The 18,935-nt window shown below is 32.6% G+C and carries 16 protein-coding genes; 9 read left to right on the plus strand and 7 right to left on the minus strand.

The genetic code is table 11. The features are described 5' to 3' along the window. Nucleotides 1-51: 51 nt before the first annotated feature. The 3 genes from NQ499_RS12955 to NQ499_RS12965 are packed head-to-tail and all read left to right on the plus strand — an operon-like array spanning nucleotide 52 to nucleotide 3,747. The gene (locus tag NQ499_RS12955) at nucleotides 52-753 is read left to right on the plus strand and encodes an ABC transporter ATP-binding protein (protein WP_006505093.1); all 702 of its coding nucleotides are present in this window, start codon (nucleotides 52-54) and stop codon (nucleotides 751-753) included. 1 nt (nucleotide 754) lies between these two features. Next, nucleotides 755-3,049, plus strand: a complete 2,295-nt coding sequence (locus tag NQ499_RS12960) for an ABC transporter permease (protein ID WP_040389714.1) — start codon at nucleotides 755-757, stop codon at nucleotides 3,047-3,049. Between the two features lie 11 nt (nucleotides 3,050-3,060). Then, entirely contained in the window at nucleotides 3,061-3,747 is a 687-nt protein-coding gene (locus NQ499_RS12965; RefSeq protein ID WP_259848538.1) for a hypothetical protein, read from the plus strand. Between the two features lie 42 nt (nucleotides 3,748-3,789). On the opposite strand, the gene NQ499_RS12970 is transcribed toward NQ499_RS12965, so the two are convergent. Further along, nucleotides 3,790-5,040, minus strand: a complete 1,251-nt coding sequence (locus tag NQ499_RS12970) for an IS110 family RNA-guided transposase (protein WP_259848539.1) — start codon at nucleotides 5,038-5,040, stop codon at nucleotides 3,790-3,792. A gap of 329 nt (nucleotides 5,041-5,369) precedes the next feature. Here NQ499_RS12970 and NQ499_RS12975 point away from each other — a divergent pair, with 329 nt between their 5' ends. Together NQ499_RS12975 and NQ499_RS12980 are read left to right on the plus strand one after the other, a co-directional pair. Then, a complete protein-coding gene (locus NQ499_RS12975) occupies nucleotides 5,370-6,086 on the plus strand; it encodes a hypothetical protein (protein ID WP_259848540.1) in 717 nt (238 codons plus the stop codon). 136 nt (nucleotides 6,087-6,222) lie between these two features. After that, entirely contained in the window at nucleotides 6,223-7,623 is a 1,401-nt protein-coding gene (locus NQ499_RS12980) for an ROK family protein (RefSeq protein ID WP_040390293.1), read from the plus strand. Here the strand turns inward: NQ499_RS12980 and NQ499_RS12985 are convergent. Then, complete coding sequence (locus NQ499_RS12985) at nucleotides 7,620-8,459, minus strand: MurR/RpiR family transcriptional regulator (protein ID WP_259848541.1); 840 nt, start codon at nucleotides 8,457-8,459, stop codon at nucleotides 7,620-7,622. The two genes, NQ499_RS12980 and NQ499_RS12985, sit on opposite strands and share 4 nt — an antisense overlap. A 317-nt stretch (nucleotides 8,460-8,776) precedes the next feature. Here NQ499_RS12985 and NQ499_RS12990 point away from each other — a divergent pair, with 317 nt between their 5' ends. Beyond that, nucleotides 8,777-10,069: an IS110 family RNA-guided transposase gene (locus tag NQ499_RS12990; RefSeq protein WP_006504659.1), complete on the plus strand. Its 1,293-nt coding sequence runs from the start codon at nucleotides 8,777-8,779 to the stop codon at nucleotides 10,067-10,069. Between the two features lie 115 nt (nucleotides 10,070-10,184). Here the strand turns inward: NQ499_RS12990 and NQ499_RS12995 are convergent, their stop codons facing one another. Further along, complete coding sequence (locus tag NQ499_RS12995; RefSeq protein ID WP_006504660.1) at nucleotides 10,185-10,946, minus strand: TatD family hydrolase; 762 nt, start codon at nucleotides 10,944-10,946, stop codon at nucleotides 10,185-10,187. A 222-nt stretch (nucleotides 10,947-11,168) separates the two neighbouring features. Further along, entirely contained in the window at nucleotides 11,169-11,690 is a 522-nt protein-coding gene (locus tag NQ499_RS13000; protein WP_006504661.1) for a YcxB family protein, read from the minus strand. Nucleotides 11,691-11,925: 235 nt separating this feature from the next. On the opposite strand from NQ499_RS13000, the gene NQ499_RS13005 reads away from it, so the two are divergent. The 3 genes from NQ499_RS13005 to NQ499_RS13015 all read left to right on the plus strand — a co-directional run bounded on the left by NQ499_RS13005 (nucleotide 11,926) and on the right by NQ499_RS13015 (nucleotide 14,528). Beyond that, nucleotides 11,926-13,062 (plus strand): IS30 family transposase, encoded by a 1,137-nt coding sequence (locus NQ499_RS13005; RefSeq protein WP_259848542.1) that lies wholly within the window; start codon nucleotides 11,926-11,928, stop codon nucleotides 13,060-13,062. 308 nt (nucleotides 13,063-13,370) lie between these two features. Next, nucleotides 13,371-13,892 (plus strand): hypothetical protein, encoded by a 522-nt coding sequence (locus NQ499_RS13010; protein ID WP_259848543.1) that lies wholly within the window; start codon nucleotides 13,371-13,373, stop codon nucleotides 13,890-13,892. A gap of 114 nt (nucleotides 13,893-14,006) precedes the next feature. Next, nucleotides 14,007-14,528, plus strand: a complete 522-nt coding sequence (locus NQ499_RS13015) for a hypothetical protein (protein WP_006506747.1) — start codon at nucleotides 14,007-14,009, stop codon at nucleotides 14,526-14,528. Nucleotides 14,529-14,574: 46 nt separating this feature from the next. Here the strand turns inward: NQ499_RS13015 and NQ499_RS13020 are convergent, their stop codons facing one another. From NQ499_RS13020 to NQ499_RS13030, 3 genes are all read right to left on the minus strand, one after another. Further along, nucleotides 14,575-15,855, minus strand: a complete 1,281-nt coding sequence (locus NQ499_RS13020; RefSeq protein ID WP_407651065.1) for a galactokinase — start codon at nucleotides 15,853-15,855, stop codon at nucleotides 14,575-14,577. 37 nt (nucleotides 15,856-15,892) lie between these two features. Then, on the minus strand, nucleotides 15,893-16,423 hold the full coding sequence (locus tag NQ499_RS13025; protein WP_006507211.1) for a YcxB family protein: 531 nt from the start codon (nucleotides 16,421-16,423) through the stop codon (nucleotides 15,893-15,895). A gap of 167 nt (nucleotides 16,424-16,590) precedes the next feature. Next, nucleotides 16,591-18,846 carry a glycoside hydrolase domain-containing protein gene (locus tag NQ499_RS13030; RefSeq protein WP_259848544.1) on the minus strand — a complete coding sequence of 752 codons (2,256 nt, stop codon included), beginning with the start codon at nucleotides 18,844-18,846 and terminating at the stop codon, nucleotides 16,591-16,593. Between the last annotated feature and the right edge of the window lie 89 nt (nucleotides 18,847-18,935).

Below are 18,935 nucleotides of genomic sequence, written 5' to 3' on the forward strand. Positions count from 1 at the left end.
AACTATTCGATTATAATATAGTTAGGTAATACTAACACAGGAGGAGATGTTATGAATTTTTTAGAGATTAAGGGGTTAAAGAAGTCTTTTGGACAGGGAGAGAGTCATATTGATGTATTAAAGGGGATTGATATGACTATTAATCAAGGGGAATTTTGTGTACTACTTGGTCCTTCTGGTTCTGGTAAATCTACACTACTTAATATTATTGGGGGTATTGATAGTTTAGATGAGGGAGAACTTATTATTAATAAACATCGTTTAAAGACAATGAAAGAGAAGGAATTAAGTCAATATAGACGTGATCATTTAGGTTATATATTTCAAATGTATAATTTAATTCCTAACTTAACAGTGAGAGAGAATATCGAAGTAGGTGCTTATTTAAGTAAGAAGCCTTTGGATATTGATGATTTATTACATACTCTTGGTTTATATGAGCATCAAAATAAATTACCTAATCAATTATCAGGTGGACAGCAGCAACGTACTGCAATTGGACGTGCAGTCATAAAGAATCCAGATATACTTCTTTGTGATGAACCGACTGGCGCACTCGATTATCGTACTTCACAGGATATATTACAGTTGATCTGTGATATTAATGAAAGATTTGGAAATACAATCATCATGGTCACACATAATGAATCTATTAAGTATATTGCGAATCATATCTTTGTATTACATGATGGAAGAATTAAAGAAGACTATATCAATACAAATCGTAAACGAGTGAATGAGGTGGATTGGTAATATGAAGAATCCATTAAATAAACGTTTTATACGTGAATTAAAAGAAGACTGGAGTAAGTATCTTGTCATCTTCTTATTGATGACAGGTATGATTGGTCTTGTATCTGGTTTTATTGTGGCGGATGAGAGTATGATCAGGGCTTATAATGAAAGTTTTGAGAAGTATACAATTGAAGATGGTCACTTTAATGTAGATAAGAAACTAAATAATCAGTCATTGATCAATATTTCTAAAGCGGGTGTGCGTCTTTATGATCATTCCTATGTAGAAGAAACATTGATCAATGGAAATAAATTACGTATCTTTGCGACACCTCAAAGTGTGAATAAAGTATGTGTGATGGAAGGAAAACTTCCTCAAACTAGTAAAGAGATTGCGATAGATCGTATGTATGCCGTCAATAACAAATTATCTATTGGGGATACTATTAAGAGTCAGAATCATTCATTAAAGATCTGTGGTTTAGTGGCTTTACCTGACTATTCCGCATTATTTGAAAATAACAGCGATACGATGTTTGATGCCATCAAGTTTGGTGTGGCTGTTGTACAACCTTCTTTATTTAATCAATGGGATACAGCACATATGACTTATAGCTATTCATGGCTTTATACAAATAAGCCAAAGAATGAAGAAAAGAAATCTGAATCATTCTTAAAGTTATTGAATAAAGAAGTGCATTTAGAGGAGTATACACCTCAATATGAGAACCAGGCCATTCATTTTACTGGTGATGATATGGGCAGTGACGGTGTGATGGTCAGACTTCTCTTATATATCATGATTGTGATTATCGCATTTGTATTTGCGGTTACTATGACCAATACAATCCAGAAAGAAGCCAATGTGATTGGGACATTGCTTGCATCTGGTTATACAAAGAAAGAATTGATCAGTCATTATATGACACTTCCTATTATTGTGACACTTATGAGTGCCTTGATAGGTAATATTGCAGGTTATACCTATTTTAGAGTAACTATGGCGAACTTATATTATGCCAGCTATAGTTTAACAACTTATCAAACAGTATGGAGTGCAGGTGCTTTTATTCAGACAACAATTATACCTGTTATACTCATGTTTATTATTAATCTCTTTATATTAAATAGACAGTTGTCTCTATCTCCTCTTAAATTCTTGAGAAGAGATTTAAAGAGACATAAGCAGTCACATGTCATGCCTTTGTCACAACGCATTCCTTTTATTACACGTTTTAGAACACGTATTATTCTTCAAAATAAAGCCCATTATCTTGTAATGTTTATTGGATTAATGTTTGCGAATATGATCTTATTATTTGGACTTGCGATGCCAGATATTATTAATTCCTATGGAACTAATATTAAACAGAATATGTTTGCGGATTATCAATATATTCTTAAAGTACCAGCAAGCTTGCAGTCTAGTGAAAAGAGCTTTTCTAATATGATAGAAGCTTATACTTTCACAAAAGGAATAGAAACAGAAGAAAAGACAGCTGAGAAGTTTAGTGCTTATAGCTTAAAGATGGAAGACAATACATTAGATACTGTGACTGTATATGGTGTAAAGAAGAATAGTCGTTATATTTCTATTAATGATGGTGTTTATGTATCAAGTGCTTATGCAGATAAATATCATATCCATAAGGGCGATGTACTTCACTTAAGGACAGAGTATACAAATAAGAAGTATACATTAAAGGTCAGTGGTGAATATAACTATCCAGGTGCGATTGCGATATTCATGAATCAGAAAAAAATGAATCAATTATTTGATTTAGATGATGATTATTTTTCTGGATATTTCTCTAAGAATCCTATTACTGATATGAATGAAAAGTATATAGGCACAACTATTGATTATGATTCATTAAGTAAAGTATCTCGACAATTGAATGTATCAATGGGAGGTATGGCTTATTTACTTTGTGGAATGGCTGTCATCATGTTTATTGTGCTTATTTATCTTCTTACAAAAACAATTATTGAAAAGAATGCGCAATCTATTTCTATGACTAAGATTCTTGGTTATACCAATCATGAAGTAAGTTCTATTTATATTGTATCGACATCTATTATTGTATCTTTGTTTATTCTGATCACTGTGCCACTCGATTATGCGATATTAAAGCCTATATTTGAGGCAATGATGAAAGAAGAGATGGCAGGATGGATGCCTCTAACGGTAAGTAACCTTACTTTCTTAAAGACAATCGTTATTGGTTTTATCAGTTATTTCATAGTGATGTTAATTGAGTATAAGAAGATTAAAAAGATTCCAATGCAGGATGCATTGAAGAATGTGGAATAGGAGGTACTTGCATGAATAAGAAGTTAATAGCGATATTATGTTGTATCCTGCTTACAGGATGCACAACAGAGACAAAGACGAATAAAACAAAGACAGTCAAAGAAGAAGCACCTGTTGTACTTACAACTAATGGACATGATGTAAAAGAAGCAGTGAATAAGAGTGAAACCATTACCGTAAAGACAAATACACTTGGAGAGATAAAAAGCACAAAAGCGGAAGTGACTATTCCTTCTATAAGTGAAGGTGATCTTATTGAAGATACAACTGTATTAAAGGATATCAGTAATAAGGGTGATGAGAATATCACTTTGAATAATCATCAATTATTGATAGAGAATAATAAGAATAGTATTCAGTATGAGGGTACTTTAGATGCAGCACTTCCTGTCGGTGTCGATGTGACTTATTATTTGGATGGACAGAAAGTGACAGATATCAAAGGTAAAACAGGGACATTAAAGGCTGTATTTAAATATAAGAATAGTACTGAGACTCCTTTCGTAGCGACTACTATTATGCTTCTTCCTACAGAGTCAGTCAGTGATATTGAAGTGAAGAATGGAAAGAGTATGTTGATGGATGATTATCAAGCCATTGTTGGATTAGGTTGTCCTGGTTATGAACCATTTAAGGATTCTATGGAAGTAAGTGTGAAACAAAAATCAATCAAAACGTATAAAAAAAGACGAACTTAAAAACAAGTTTGAATAATTTAGAAAAAATAGAATAATCGAATATTATGGTTTAGTTAATTTAGAAACGTCAAAACCTGATTTCTTAAGAAACTCAATTGCTGATTCTTCTGTTAAAACTTGTTGCTTTATAGGTGGCTTAGGATTTTTAAATGATTCATAATCTGAAGGATTAAATGTCTCTCCAGTAAGAATCATATGGTATATACTGACAAGCATCATTCTTGCAATTGCGATAATGGCTTTCTTGTGACCTCGTCTCTTTTTGATACGAGAATACTTAATTCCAAAATAGCCATCCTTATCTTTGATTGCTCCAAGAGCGCACTGAACTAATAAAGGTTTTAAATATTGACCTGCTTTAGAAATACGAACTGATTTTTTCTTGTTAGCACTTTCGTTGTTTGCAGGTGCTAATCCAGCCCAACAGGTTAGCTGTTTATCTGATTCGAATTGTTTCATATCTACTCCGATTTCTGAAATAATGAGAATTGCAGATAAAGTGCTGATGCCTGGTAGTTGGGTGATGTGCATGAATTGATCGAACATTGGTGCTGCACGTTTCATCATTTCGATTTCACAGTTATCAATATGGACTTGTAATTCTTCCATATGAGTCATTGACTCATTCATTTTAAACCTTTGATCAGTTTCAATATTGCAGTGTTTAATGGAATCTAGAATCTTATCTTTATTTTTACACGATCTATGGATACATTTCAAAATTTTCTCATCTTCAATGATATCTGACTCAAGTACTTCTTTCATGATTGCTTGTGCAGACTTTCCAAACGGATCTGAAAATACAGAACCAATACCGATATTGGAAACTGTCATACAGTTCTGATATCGATTACGTTCAGAGGAACGCATCCCAACCAATTTATAGCGATAGCGAGATATTTCTCGTAAAGCTCTTATTTCTTTGGGCGGTATAAAAGAAAATTTGATTAGATCATGTTTAAATAAGTCACAGATCCATTTTGAATCTTTCTTGTCAGTTTTCTTCCCTTTAATTGCTTTGACATATTTTGGATGAGTTAAGTAAATATTGATTTCATCTTCTAAGATGTTAAAAATTGGAATCCAATATTTGCCAGTAGATTCCATGCATGCATCAAAGCATTTGTGATTAATGAGCCACTGTTTAAGATTCAGTAAATCAGGGTTTAAAGTTGAAAACGTTTCTTGGATGTATTCGGTAATACGAGTTTTCTTATTAGTAATACCGATTGTAGCCACAATGATATTCTTGTGAACATCCATGCCACAGCAGATTGGTCTAACAATCTTCATAAAAAAATCTCTCCTTTCATTGAAAGAAGAGAAGTGGCATTGACTGCTATCTAAGCTAATCACTCAGTTGATTGTACAATCATAAGTGTCCTGGCTCTAAGTCCAACTTATTTGTGCTTGAAAAGATAGCGGCTACTTATAACAATTCAGGATATTCTATTTGAGTAGAATTGCCTACTCTCCCTCACGTGCTCTGTAGTATACCACCTCTCTTTGATTATACTATTATATCGAGAGGCACACTAGAGTTTTGGTGGATTTGAGTTTGATTTGAGTTTGATTATATATTTGTGTCCGCGCAACGAAGGCGCGGGGAAATGGAGGAAACTATGAAGATCAAGAACTTCCAATGTGACTATATGAGTACTGTATTTACTGATGGTGTATTTAAAGATTTAGATTTAAGTGAACTCACAAAGACAACAGATCAATTAAATCAATCAGCACAGAAGTTAGTAGAAGGTTCAGCCCAATTATTGGCAGGATGTACAACGTATGGACAATATCTTCATACATATATGTCCAATGTGTCTAAAGTGAGTTATGGAGCCAATGCATTATTAAAAGGGTCTAAACAATATGATGCGTCTACACAGGCACTGATTAAAAACTTAATATCTTCTATGAAGGATTCTACAGAACTGATTCAATCTAAAATAAATAATATTGATCTCACTGATGAACAACGTGCAGCAGTCAATAAAGCAATCAGTGAAGGTGTTCAGGAAAGCTTAATGTCAAATAAGAAGAGCCTTGAACAACTCTCACAATTGCTTTCTCAAAGTCCTGTATCAAGACAATTAGAGACATTATCTTCTAGCTTATCAGAGTTGAGTCAAGCTGGGAATGAACTTTCTCAACAATATCAGACTCTTACAACTGGCGCAAAAAGCTTATCTGAAGGAATGAGTCTATTTGATCAGGAAGGTATTCAAAAGATCACTGATATGACTACAATTAAGAAGTTAAAAGAAAAAGACAATTACAGTGGTCTATCAGGAAACAATATCACAAATACTAAATTCATCTTTGAGATGGATATCTAGAACCTTGCATTCGCAAGGTTTTTTTCATTTCTATCAGCTTTCATTTAGCTTATATGATATATATTTTCCATATTTCAAGAGTTACTGTATTTAAAGATTGTGAGTATGTTAAAATATGGACATGGAGGTGATATTCATGGATGATTTCTTAAGTGATATTTATACAATACTCTTTGCGAAATGGATTCTATTGCAGGAAGTGCCTGACTTTGAAACAAAAGTGAATGAAGACTATACAGAGATTCATTTCTATAATAAGCATGCCGATATTGAAATTGTCTTTAATCCATTGAATATCATAGAGTTTAAAGCAACCAATACACAATCTGGTGAGATTGAATATTATCTACATTTCCAGATGAAAACATTGAATCATGCAATAAAGTTATTTAAAGAACTCACTCATTATATGAAGCATATTGGTGAATCGCCTACGATTAAGATATTGTTGTGCTGTAGTGGTGGTTTAACAACCAGCTATTTTGCGATGAAGATGAATGAAGCTTCTAAATTAATGAGTCTTCCTTATGTGACAGAAGCAAGTGGTTATAATAATTTATACTATGTAGCGCAGGATTATGATGTCGTTCTCTTAGCACCACAGATTTCTTATTTACATGCTAAAGCATGTGATATTCTTAAAGATAAGATTGTCTTGAATGTACCCCCTGAAGTATTTGCGAAATATGATGTAAAAGCCATCTTTACACTTGTGAAAGAATCATTAGAGATTAAAAAGAATCAATCTGATCAGAAGATTCCTTTACCTGTTATGTTGGATGTAGAAATTAAACATAAGACATTGGCTCTCTCTATTTTCCGTAATAAACAATCCATTCATGTTGCTTATCGTGTATATGATAAGAATCAAGAAATATTATTAGATAATGAAGTAATTAAACCTATAGTTAATCTTCAGGATATTTGTGACATTATAGATATTGCCCGTCTTCATTATCCTCGTATTCGTTATATTGGTATTGCGACTCCAGGTATTATTGATGATGGTTATGTGTCTTCTACAAGTTTAGTCGGATGGGAAACACCAGAGAGATTAGAAGACGTCCTCACTGAACGTTATCATTTGCCTGTATGTATATGTAATGATGTCAATGCAGCAGCTGTCGGTTATTATTCTTCACAGGATCAAGTAAGTTCACTGGCTTTCTTATTCCAGCCTGTACATGCAATAAGTGGTGCAGGTATTATTGTGGATAACTGCCTACTACATGGTATGCATAACTTAGTAGGAGAAGTACAATTTCTTCCTTTAGATTTAACAGAAGATAAAATGACACTCAGCATGTCTCCTGAAGGATGTATTGAGGTTGTCGCCCGTTATTTAGTATCTATTATCAGTTTATTAAGTCCAGAAGAACTCGTTCTTTATTGTGACTTTATTCCTCATGTACTTCCTTTATATGAAGAAATGGCTACTCTTATACCAAAAAAATATATTCCGCCTATTACCAAAGTAGATAACATGCAGGAATATATTCTTCTTGGGACTATGATATTAAGTACAACACAGAACTAAGAGAGTTCTATATAGTGTTCAATACGATAGTCTATATTCTTTTCATAATCTTTATTAAAATAGCATGCATAGAGACAGTCTAATAAGAACTGTAATGAAACTCTTGAAGAAAAAGAGGCAATCTTTTCTTCTGAATCTTCATACGATGCAAAATAGAGATGATAATCAACAAGTTTAGATAATTCACTCTCTTTAGTAGAAGAAATAAGAACAGTTGTCACCTGGTTCTTATTCATCACACGGATGAAATCTTCTACATGAGGTGTTCTATTGGCATAGGAGATCACGATTGCGAGGTCTCCTTTTTTTAATGTTTCAGCCACCTTTGTTTGATAGAAGATCTGTTTTTCTACTATGACATCCTTACCTATTTCTAACATGTTCTGTCTAAAACACTCAGCCATGAAGAAATTACCTATAGACGGAAATAATGCGATAACATTCGCATCATACATCTTCTGGACAATTTTACCAAATTCATCGAGATTCACTAGGTTTAATGTAGAATGAAGTGTCTGATCATAGAGATTCAACATTTTAGTCATGATTTCATGGTTTGTGTTATTGATTCTGAAAGGATAATTATAGTCCACTGAAACAAGTTCTTTCTGGTATCTTTCACGATCAAAATGAATATGAGATTTAAATGCCTGTAAACCTGAAAGTTCTAGTTTGTCAATAATACGATAAATAGTAGATACAGACACATAGCTGTTTTTAGAAATATCTGCAGCAGACATATTCATAATATCTTCTGAGTGTTCTACAACATAGTCTATAAGTGTTTTTTCACTTTCTGTAAGGGATAATTGTTCGAGCTTATCATATATGTTCATAATAACCTCACATTCCTTTCCGCCTGCGGCTCCAAGGCACACATAGAAATGAATAATTCTTGTTTGTGCAGGCATCTTATTTTATATTTTAATTGAAGGAGTCTTACACTACAAAGCACGGCGAGGTGAGTTGTAGATTCTTGCAACTCGTTCAAGTCAAAACAGTATAATAACCAGTGCAAGGCTGATCTTTTCAAGCACACATGAGTATGTCTTTTAAGTCTGCAGATTAATCATTGACTTGAGTTTAATCTTTTAGTGTTGATCAGTCAGTCACTGAGCTCCTTCTCTATATTCTTATAAGGAGCCTTTTATTTATGGAGATTGTTTACCCTAGATCTTGTGGTGTTGACGTGCACAAATCTTTCATTGTTGCTGTTATCTGCATCTCTGAATCCGTCAAACCCAAGTACATTAAAAAAAGATTCTCAACCTTCAATAACCAGCTCATTCAATTCAGGGATTGGCTTATTGAAAACAACTGTCAAAATGTATGCATGGAATCAACCGGCAAGTACTATATCCCTGTATACAATGCATTAGAAGGCCATATTTCTAATGTCGTTGTTGCCAATCCTAAATGGGTCAAGGCTATCAAAGGTGAGAAGGATGACAATAAGGATGCCAAATGGATTGCCGACCTCTTTAAATTCGGTATTGTCAGATCCAGCTATATCCCTGAAAAGGATATCCGCGTCCTCAGGGAATTTACCCGCTATCAGTATAAACTTATCAATATGCGTTCTTCTGAAAAGAATCGTTTCCAAAATGCTTTGACTACTGGAAACTGTAAACTTGATATTGTTTTTTCTGATATCTTTGGTAAATCTGCTTCCGCTATTGTCAATACTATTTTATCAAATGATCCATATACAAGTGAAGATATTCTTTCTAAAGTTCATGCCGGTTGTAAAGCATCTCATGAAGACATCCTGAGTGCTGTTGATGGTATTCAGCTAAATCAGTTTCAAAAGGCTAGAATTAAAATCGTTCAGAAACATATGGACTATCTGGATTCTCTTCTTGATGAAATACAGCACCATATCAACTTGATGGTTGCCAACTACGAAGACTACATACAGCTTCTTTGTACAATACCAGGAATCAATAGAAAATCTGCTATTACCATTATCTCTGAAATCGGCACTGATATGTCTCAATGGTCCTCTCATCGCAAACTTGCTGCATGGGCTGGATTAGCTCCTGGATGTAATGAATCAGCTGGCAAAAAGAAATCGGTTAAAGTTTCAAAAGCTGGCGTTTATCTTAAGCCTTGTCTTGTTCAGGTTGCACATGCTGCCGTAAAAGATAAGGAATGCGAATACTATGCAGACAAATTCAACAAGATATCTAAAAGACGCGGTAAGAAACGAGCTATCATTGCGATTGCGAGAAAAATACTTATTGCTGTCTATCATCTTTTAAAAACAGGTGAAGCATTTAATCCAACAGACATGGCAGATGTTGAAACAACAAAGAAGCAACGAATTGAATACGTTAAAAATAATTTACGAAATGCCTTCAATCAACTCAGCCGCACAGGCTTGTCTGAAGCAGAGATTCTACAACTCATCAGAAAAGAATCTAAGAACTCACCTCAAATAGAATAGCCTTCCATTTGGGGAAAGGGGCTTTATGCACTTTTTTAGGGTAAAATTTGTTTTCTCTTTCAATTTTTATTCAGATTAGCCTCCTGATAGACTATATTATACTCTATTTTAATTACTATTTCTTTAACTGGAATACTTTAAGTGCATTCTCTGTTGTCTGTTTTGCGACTTCTTCATAGCTTAATCCTTTTAGTTCAGCAATCTTTTGTGCAACAAAATAGACATTACCTGGTTCATTCTGTTTTCCTCTATAAGGTGCTGGTGTGAGATAAGGATCATCTGTTTCTACAAGTAGATAGTTTAAATCTACGCTTTCAGCGACTCTTTTAGGAACCTTCGCGTTCTTAAAAGTAACAGGACCTGCTAAAGAAATATAATAACCAATCTTAATGAATCTTAAAGCCATCTCATAACTTCCACTATAACAATGCATAATACCCTTTACACCTGACTTAGAAAGAATATCCAATGTATCTTCATAAGCATCTCTGGCATGAATAGTAACAGGTAAAGATAATCTCTTGGCTATTTCTAATTGTTTCTTAAAACAGTCAATCTGTTTTTCTTTAGATACTTCATCCCAATAGTAATCTAATCCTATTTCACCTACAGCAACAACCTTAGGATCTTTTGAAAGAGCTTCTATTGCCTCTAAATCCTCATCTGTTGTCTCTTTACAATCATTAGGACTAATACCTACTGCAGCATAAATAAAATTATACTCATGCGCTATCTGTACTGCAAGACGTGAAGACTCTAAATCATAACCTACAACAGTAAAGTACTTCACACCTCTTTCTATTGCATTCTGAATATATAAATCACGATTTTCAAATAATTGTTCACTATTTAAATGTGTATGTGTATTAAATAACATTTTTCTTATTACCTCGCTTTTAAACAAGTATACATAAAAAAAACAGGGGAATAAACCCCTATTAGTAAATGCACAGTCGTTATAATTCTATCTATTATTACTTTCTAAACTAGTGTCCATTGTTTAGCTTCTTTCCACTTAACATTAGGTATACTTTGTAATAGGTTTAATAGTTCTTTATTATCTTCAAAACAACATTGCCCACTATATTGAATGCAACATTTATTTTCCCTTTACTAACTTTATATTCATACGCTTTATTATTTCATATATTTTTTCTTTTTCATCGCTCTTTAAATTATCTTTTTGACAAATAATAAAAAAGCTATGTTTACTTATAAATACAAAATCTTTTGGTGTATCAATTATCTTGTTAATATCTTCATACTTTATTTGACTTGTTTTATCACTGGATAAAATTATATTGACACTATTATTTCCAAAGACCAACGAATAAAATACTTCTTCTTTTCCTGATATCTCTATTTGTTTAGATAAAATTAAATTGATGTTTCTTTTAGTAACGTAAATACGAGCGAAGAAAAACACTGCTGCAACTGTAAAAGCAGCAAATGCATATATTCTCATTTCAGAAGTTCCCTGTATTAAACAGATTATAGATAATACAAGAAAGAATGTAATATATATTCTTGCCAAATAATTCTTCCAAGTAGGCATTAAATATTTTTTATTCCTTTCAAGAACTTCTTTATTAATTACATTATTTTGAACTTCAATCCTCATTCAATATCACCCTCTAATAAGTAATTTATCATATCATCATTATCTGTCAACTATTTTTATATACTCAATTTAGGGTCTGAATTGTAAAATGAAACTGGAATTAAGGAATTGGGATAAAGGGGCATGCCCCTTTATCCCAATTCGCGCGGCCGCAAGCCCCTATTCTCAATTTCTGTATAAAAAAAGTCCATAGAAATCGTATTATATAGTTACCACACTTTATAAGGAGATTCCTATGAACAGCATTAATATATCACAAAAAGCTAAAAATAAACACCTTAATTTTTCTCATTATGAATTCATCATCAATTCTTTGATTCAGTTCAATGCTTCCCATTCTGGCAAGCGTAACATTGGCAAGACTCAATTCATTAAAGAGTTAGCTTCTACTGTAGGCACTACCGTCTCTAATGTCTATTCGGTCATTAAGGATGCCACTATAACTATCAAAGATACTCATCTTAAAATTCATTATGAACTTTCTGCCATGGCTGCATTCGAGAAGAGATCCAAGAATCATAAGATTCCAAATAACTCTAAATTTGAAAAATCAAAAGAGTTCATCTCTCTTGTCGAACAAGAAGTAAAATCAAATAGATTATCCTCTATTGATGAGACCATAAACTATTTAAGGATTCATCAGCCAGATATTATAAAGAATATAGTGACTGTGTCTACTAAAACATTTTACAGCTATGTCCACCAGGGAAGAACATCCATCAAGCCTATTGATCTTCCACGCATGGTCAGAAGAAAGACAAAGAAGAACTGGAAGTCATACATTCCAAAAAGACAGAAAGGCACTTCCATTACCGAAAGGCCTGAATATATCAAGGACAGAGAAGAATTCGGACACTGGGAAGGTGATCTAGTTACTGGACCTAGAGATGGACAGAATGGTGCATATCTTACTCTGATTGAAAGAAAGACACGCTTCTATTATATGATTCCTATCTCTGCCAAATCTTCAAAGCAGGTCTATATGCAGATAAACAAGCTTCATAAGTTCTATGGTGATAGCTTTAAGGATATCTTTAAATCAATCACCTTTGATAATGGAAGTGAGTTTTCTAGATGGAAGGATATAGAACAAAAGCCAAAATCAAAAGAGAAAAGAACCACTGTCTATTTCGGTAGACCCTATCATTCATGTGACAGAGCCTCAAATGAGAACTGCAATGGACTTATAAGATATTTCATTACGAAAGGAACTGATATTAATACAATTGATAAGGAGACAACTATTGATATAAACAATAAAATAAATCAGAAGAAAAGAAAGATACTTGGATACCTTTCTTCTGAAGAACTATTTCTTAACGAACTAGCTAAACTTAATGTAACTAATAATACCATTTTCTATAAAATCTAATTTATCTTCTTATTTCCAGTTTCTGCTTGCAATTCGGGTACTCAATTTAGGGTTATCCAAACAGTTAAACAAAATAGAATTTAGATTTAATACTTCCGTAAAATATAAGTTCGAGTTGATATACCATTGGATGTAAAAAGCTATTCTGTATACAAGCACAGCCAAGATTATGAAATGATTATCTTATCAGAATAAATAATCAATCGAAAGAGGAAATCATAATTTGTAATATATATCAGATATACTTGGTGTAATTGTTACTTATCCATGTTAAAATTAATATATTATGAATAGAGAGGTATCAAATAATGGAAATATTAACCGTCAAAAATAATAAAATTGATTATTTAACTCTTAAAAAAGTTGTCTTTTACACATTTCCTACATATTATATACTGTCACTAGTGGCTATGTTTTGTGGTGCATTGATTGCTTTGTTTATAAATCTATATACAGGAGATATTATTGAAATTGCAACATGCATTATTATATTACTAATTGTAGCTACAACACCTCTTATTCAATCAAGAATGACCGCAAAAAAATACATAAATCAACTTAATGATTTGTATCACACTGATGTAATTTTCTATGATCTAGTCTTTGATGAAAGTAAATTAACCTCAACTGAATACTCATCAAAAAATGAAATTCCCATGAAATACAAGAATATTAAAAAAATATTAGAAACCAAAGATGTCGTAATATTCACAAGTAAAGCAGAGTATACAATCTATTTTGAAAAGAAAAATGCCAGTAATGAAGACATTAAGAGACTACATGCATTTTTTGATAAGCAGAACATCACATGGAGAAAGTCAATTTTGTAGGTGCTCAGTAAGGATAAAATAGAAATTATAGAATCCTATATAACACTTCATTTTGACTAATAGTTTTGTTTATGTAAAAATAACTTATATATTATAATAAGGGGGTATCAAGAAATGGAAACATTAACCGTCAAAAATAATAAAATGGATTATCCAACTCTCAAAAAAATCATCATTCTATTCTTTCCTACTATATCTAAAATCTTATTTGTAGCTGTATCCATTTTTGGTTTGATATTTTTATTGATAGGTCTATTTATGAGAGATTTTTCTTTTTGCATAAAAATTAGCGCTATTTTATTATTCGAAGTTATATTTAATCTTGCTGTATCAAGAGCTTTATTAAAACAATTAATGAAACAGCAAATAGAACGATTCAACAAAGACGTAATATATTTTGATTTAGTCTTTGAAGAAGATGAACTTTACTCCAAGGTAGACTCATCAACGAATAAAGTTCCTATAAAATACAAAGATTTAAAGAAAATTAACGAAACAAATGATATTGTATTTTTTACAAGTAATGCAGGCTTTAAAATCTATTTTGAAAAGAAAAATGCCAGCAGTGAAGACATTGAGAGATTACATGCGTTTTTTGATAAGCAGAATATCACTTGGAGAAAATCAATTCTATAGTAAAGAAAACCTCTTTGATTCTCATATCAAAGAGGTTTTCTAATGCTTATAATTCTACTTTCTTACCGCCATACTTTCTTACTTTAAGAATATGACAAGAACCTTCACCAAAATACTTTTCAATTTCAGTCTTATATGTTTCTACATAATCATCTTCTACAAAGGCCTGGATCGTACCTGCAAATCCACCACCATGTACTCTACATACACCTTTATTACCTAGGATATCTTCAGATAAGCCTAAGGCAATAGAAACTGCCTGGTTTGTTTCATCATGGTTAGAATAGATATTCTGTAGGTATTTATAAGAACTGTCTCCTGATGATTTGATGACTGACTTGAATGTATCAAAGTCATTGTTCTTTAAGGCAGATACTGCTTTTTCTACTCTTGCATCTTCCTTAAAGAAGTGTAATGCACGGATGACACAGCGGTCACTCATCTTTTCACGTAATTCAGGAATATGTGCTTTAAATTCTTCTTCTGATACTTCTCTTAAGAATTCTTTTCCAAAGAAGTGTGCTACTTCCTTCATTTCTGTAGGAATGGCTGCATAATCATCAGTTAAATCTGCATGAGATGCATGAACATCTACAATACATAAACTATGATGGAATGAAGAGAAATCAACATCTACTTTTTCTACAACAGGATGATCATTGTCTTTAAAGTCAATATGAATAAGAGCACCTACTGAACTTGCACACTGGTCCATTAATCCACATGGTTTACCAAAATAGACGTTTTCTGTATACTGACCAATCTGTGCAATCAATACTGGACTCACTGTCATATCATTATATAAACCTGATAATACAGTACCAATCATGACTTCAAATGCTGCTGATGAAGAAAGACCAGAACCCTGTAATACTTCACTTGTCATATAAGCTTCAAAACCACCAATATGAAGACCTAATTCCTTAAAGCGTGCAAGAGTACCTCTAATTAATCCTTCAGAAGTACCTTCTTCTTCAGCTTTCTTTTCTAAGTCATCTACAGCTACAGCCTTTAAGTCATAATCATCAGATAATACCTTAATTTCACCATCTCTAGGTGCTGTAATCGCAATAATATCTAAGTTAATTGCAGCAGCTAATACTTCACCATGCTGGTGGTCTGTATGGTTACCAGATACTTCACTTCTACCTGGTGCTGAGAATACTTCTACTTCCTTATCACCATAAAGTGAAATAAACTTTTCAATAGCTGCAATATATCTTTCTTTCTGAGTATCTAATAAAGACTCATCTACATAAATATCAGTTAATAGAGCATCTGCCTGACCATTTTTAATATCTTCAATAATCTGTGTTGCAAGTTTTATTATCTAATTGTCTATTTCAGAAGTTAAATTATCAAGTTTAAAATATATTTAATATTGATTTTTCCCATAAAATATTCTGTTTATCAAAGAATTGTTTTAATTTTTCGAGATCATTTGATTCCACATTTTTTCTTTCAAAAAATGTTGCATATCCTGCCTTAGTTATAAATAGTATAATTTCTTTTGTTTCTTTAACTTGTTTAATATCCTTATACATGATTTTACTCTTATTTTGAGTAGATTGTTCAACTGAAATAATTCCATCATTATCAAATATTAAATCGGTAATTACCTGATCTGATCCATATTTTTCTTTTTGAAGTTTTATTAATCTTTTCAACATAACTTCTGATGTAACAAAAGGTAATATACACACAATAACTGATAATAAAGAAAATTTGATAAAATCAAACATATCACCATTAAATACGTTAATCAATGCGGTTAATAATCCTAAGACTGCTCCACATAGAAAAAAGAATTTGTATATAAAATGAAAAAAGAAGAATCTTATTTTTTTTAAATTCGCATAATTCTGATGATTATTTTTAACAATTAATAGTTCCATTCTGTCTAACCTCACAAATTAAGAATATTTATTACTAGAATTATTCTAACATAAATAATAAATATTACATATAACTTATTTATGTTTTTAATAGCTCAAAATATGTAAAAAGTATAATTGGAGATATTAACTAATAAAGCTCCAATTATACTATTATGTTTATAATATTAAACAAGTGTTAATGCACCTATAACTTCTAGTAATTTAAGAATCAAATAATAAGTTCCAGAACCAACTAATCCTAATAGACCAATGTTCACCCCGAAATTTTCTGCTCTCTCCCAATCAATTTCGTATTTTGGCTGCTTTCCACCATCTGAAATACTAGGCATGATTTTAAAACTGATTTCAGTTGTCATTTCATAATCTTTTGTATCTAATTGAGGCAAAATATCTTTTGTTGTGAAGATAATTGTATATACAGGCAAATTATCCTTTACTCCAATCTTCATACCAATTTTTCCAGCCTTCATAGAGATTGCCACTTCTCTTAGGCCATCTACTGTACCATCTAGTATTCTTACGATATCTTTGTCCTTAATCTCCAAGCCAGCTGTCAAATCCTTAATTTGATTATCACATGTTGTTGTCAGTGAACCTGTATTATCCATTTCAATATAAATAGGTTTTTTACCAAACTCATTATCAGGTGTAAAAGATTTTGAGTTTTTACAAGATACAAAAATTGTACATCCATCTGTAGGAATTGCAGAGACTACGAACTCTTTCTCATATACAATGTTTGCCTTAACAACTTTATTTAAATATCCTAATTTTTCTAGAATGTTACAAACGAATTGATCTTTTTGTTCTTCTATCATCTGATCTGAGCTTTTCTCTGCTAATTCATCTGGTGACATATAAGCCATTTTATCAAATGTTGTAATACCCTTATCTCTACCTGAATAGCCTGCCTTATCTAAATCAAATGAAGGACTTGAAGGGAATTGCCCACCTGTTCTCTTATTAAATTCAAAGAACTGATCAAATGCCCAGTTCTTCGGAATAGGATAACCTAAGTTGCAGCTGTATCCGCTTGACATATCAGCTACAAATGAGTATTCCGTTAAGCCTTTATTACTGATATATGAACAGATATATCTTGGTGCATAAATTCCGACTTTATATTTTTTATTATTTGTTTCACTCTTAAATACATAATTCAGTTTCTCGAAGTATGGTACGATAAATGATTTCATCTGATAATCATAGCAGTCAAAGTCTACTGCGAAGTAGATAGTTGTACCACTAGGAACACCGATTCTCTTAGCTGCTGTAATTGCTGTATGTGCATCTACAATGCCCTGACTCAGATTCTGGAAATACTCTGCTTTATATCCTCCATCCTGATAGATAGGGAATACTCTTAATCCAGCACTTTCAATATTTTTGATTTCTTCAAATGTGATGAACTTTCTCTTTCCATTTGCTGTTCCTGTCAGATATCTACCTACCACATGATATCCTGCATTCTTAATATCTAGTGCCTGCTGCTTATTTAATACTGTGGAACAGTCACATGCCTTTGACTTTCTTCCTGTATCACCTTTACTTGTTAATAGTGATTTCATTGTTGCACAGTTGACTTCTCCAGATGTAACTAGCCCAATTCCCGTTAATGCATAGAACTCCTGGAATGATGCAACCATGGACTTAGTAGTACTGTCAAAGTTACCGTCAAATCTTCCAGCGTTATATCCATTCAAGTATAATCCATATTGAACAAGCTTATTATACTTTACATAGGTACCATTCTTCCCCTGCTTTAATACACTAGGGAATTTTGCTGCTGTCTGATCACCAAAATTTCTTTTATCAATACTGCCAATAAAGCTTGTATAAATACCTTCAGCAGCCTGTAGTGCTGCAATTAATGCATAAGAAGTAAATCTTGAGACAACACCATCACATGGACCTACACCAATGATATCAGACCAGTCTGCATTCAACTGCTGCTGAATTTTTACAATCGTCTTATCTCCAGCATTTGTCTTTTTAAACCAGTTGATTGATACTAGTCCCATCCAAACTTTCCAGTCAATGATGCCTGTTACTGGAAGTCCTGCATCACTCTGGTACTGCTTTACAGCATTCACTCCAGTCGTATAATAAACTCCTGTAATTCCTCCAGCATTATACCCCTTTACAAACAATGCACACTGCAGAATGCATACATTTGGATTTCCTGGATCATTAGCATTCATTTTTGAAATATCACTTAAAGATCTCATTTTATTTAAAGTGATATTTCCTGCTGTTCCTGTTACTGGAGAGATTCCATTTTCAATCTGAAAGGCTCTGATAATCCCCTTGCATGTACCTGTACCAGTCAAGCCGTCCTCATCCAGCTTTACCCATTCAGAACGATGACCATACATGCTGTTTAAATATTTCTGTGCCTTTCTAACATTTTCATCTGCCATTATTACTATCCTCCTATTTTGATAACTACTTTACGTAGAATTCATACCGGTATTCTTTCTACATTTTTATCATACATTCATTCAGAAGC

The sequence above is a fragment of the Catenibacterium mitsuokai genome, from assembly GCF_025148785.1.
GTDB classification, from domain to species: domain Bacteria; phylum Bacillota_I; class Bacilli_A; order Erysipelotrichales; family Coprobacillaceae; genus Catenibacterium; species Catenibacterium mitsuoka.

Excerpts from the sequence above, each read along its gene's own strand:
- NQ499_RS12955 (WP_006505093.1), top strand. The coding sequence starts at position 52 with ATGAATTTTTTAGAGATTAAGGGGTTAAAGAAGTCTTTTGGACAGGGA.
- NQ499_RS12960 (WP_040389714.1), top strand. The coding sequence starts at position 755 with ATGAAGAATCCATTAAATAAACGTTTTATACGTGAATTAAAAGAAGAC.
- NQ499_RS12965 (WP_259848538.1), top strand. The coding sequence starts at position 3,061 with ATGAATAAGAAGTTAATAGCGATATTATGTTGTATCCTGCTTACAGGA.
- NQ499_RS12970 (WP_259848539.1), bottom strand. The coding sequence starts at position 5,040 with ATGAAGATTGTTAGACCAATCTGCTGTGGCATGGATGTTCACAAGAAT.
- NQ499_RS12975 (WP_259848540.1), top strand. The coding sequence starts at position 5,370 with ATGAAGATCAAGAACTTCCAATGTGACTATATGAGTACTGTATTTACT.
- NQ499_RS12980 (WP_040390293.1), top strand. The coding sequence starts at position 6,223 with ATGGATGATTTCTTAAGTGATATTTATACAATACTCTTTGCGAAATGG.
- NQ499_RS12985 (WP_259848541.1), bottom strand. The coding sequence starts at position 8,459 with ATGAACATATATGATAAGCTCGAACAATTATCCCTTACAGAAAGTGAA.
- NQ499_RS12990 (WP_006504659.1), top strand. The coding sequence starts at position 8,777 with ATGGAGATTGTTTACCCTAGATCTTGTGGTGTTGACGTGCACAAATCT.
- NQ499_RS12995 (WP_006504660.1), bottom strand. The coding sequence starts at position 10,946 with ATGTTATTTAATACACATACACATTTAAATAGTGAACAATTATTTGAA.
- NQ499_RS13000 (WP_006504661.1), bottom strand. The coding sequence starts at position 11,690 with ATGAGGATTGAAGTTCAAAATAATGTAATTAATAAAGAAGTTCTTGAA.
- NQ499_RS13005 (WP_259848542.1), top strand. The coding sequence starts at position 11,926 with ATGAACAGCATTAATATATCACAAAAAGCTAAAAATAAACACCTTAAT.
- NQ499_RS13010 (WP_259848543.1), top strand. The coding sequence starts at position 13,371 with ATGGAAATATTAACCGTCAAAAATAATAAAATTGATTATTTAACTCTT.
- NQ499_RS13015 (WP_006506747.1), top strand. The coding sequence starts at position 14,007 with ATGGAAACATTAACCGTCAAAAATAATAAAATGGATTATCCAACTCTC.
- NQ499_RS13025 (WP_006507211.1), bottom strand. The coding sequence starts at position 16,423 with ATGGAACTATTAATTGTTAAAAATAATCATCAGAATTATGCGAATTTA.
- NQ499_RS13030 (WP_259848544.1), bottom strand. The coding sequence starts at position 18,846 with ATGGCAGATGAAAATGTTAGAAAGGCACAGAAATATTTAAACAGCATG.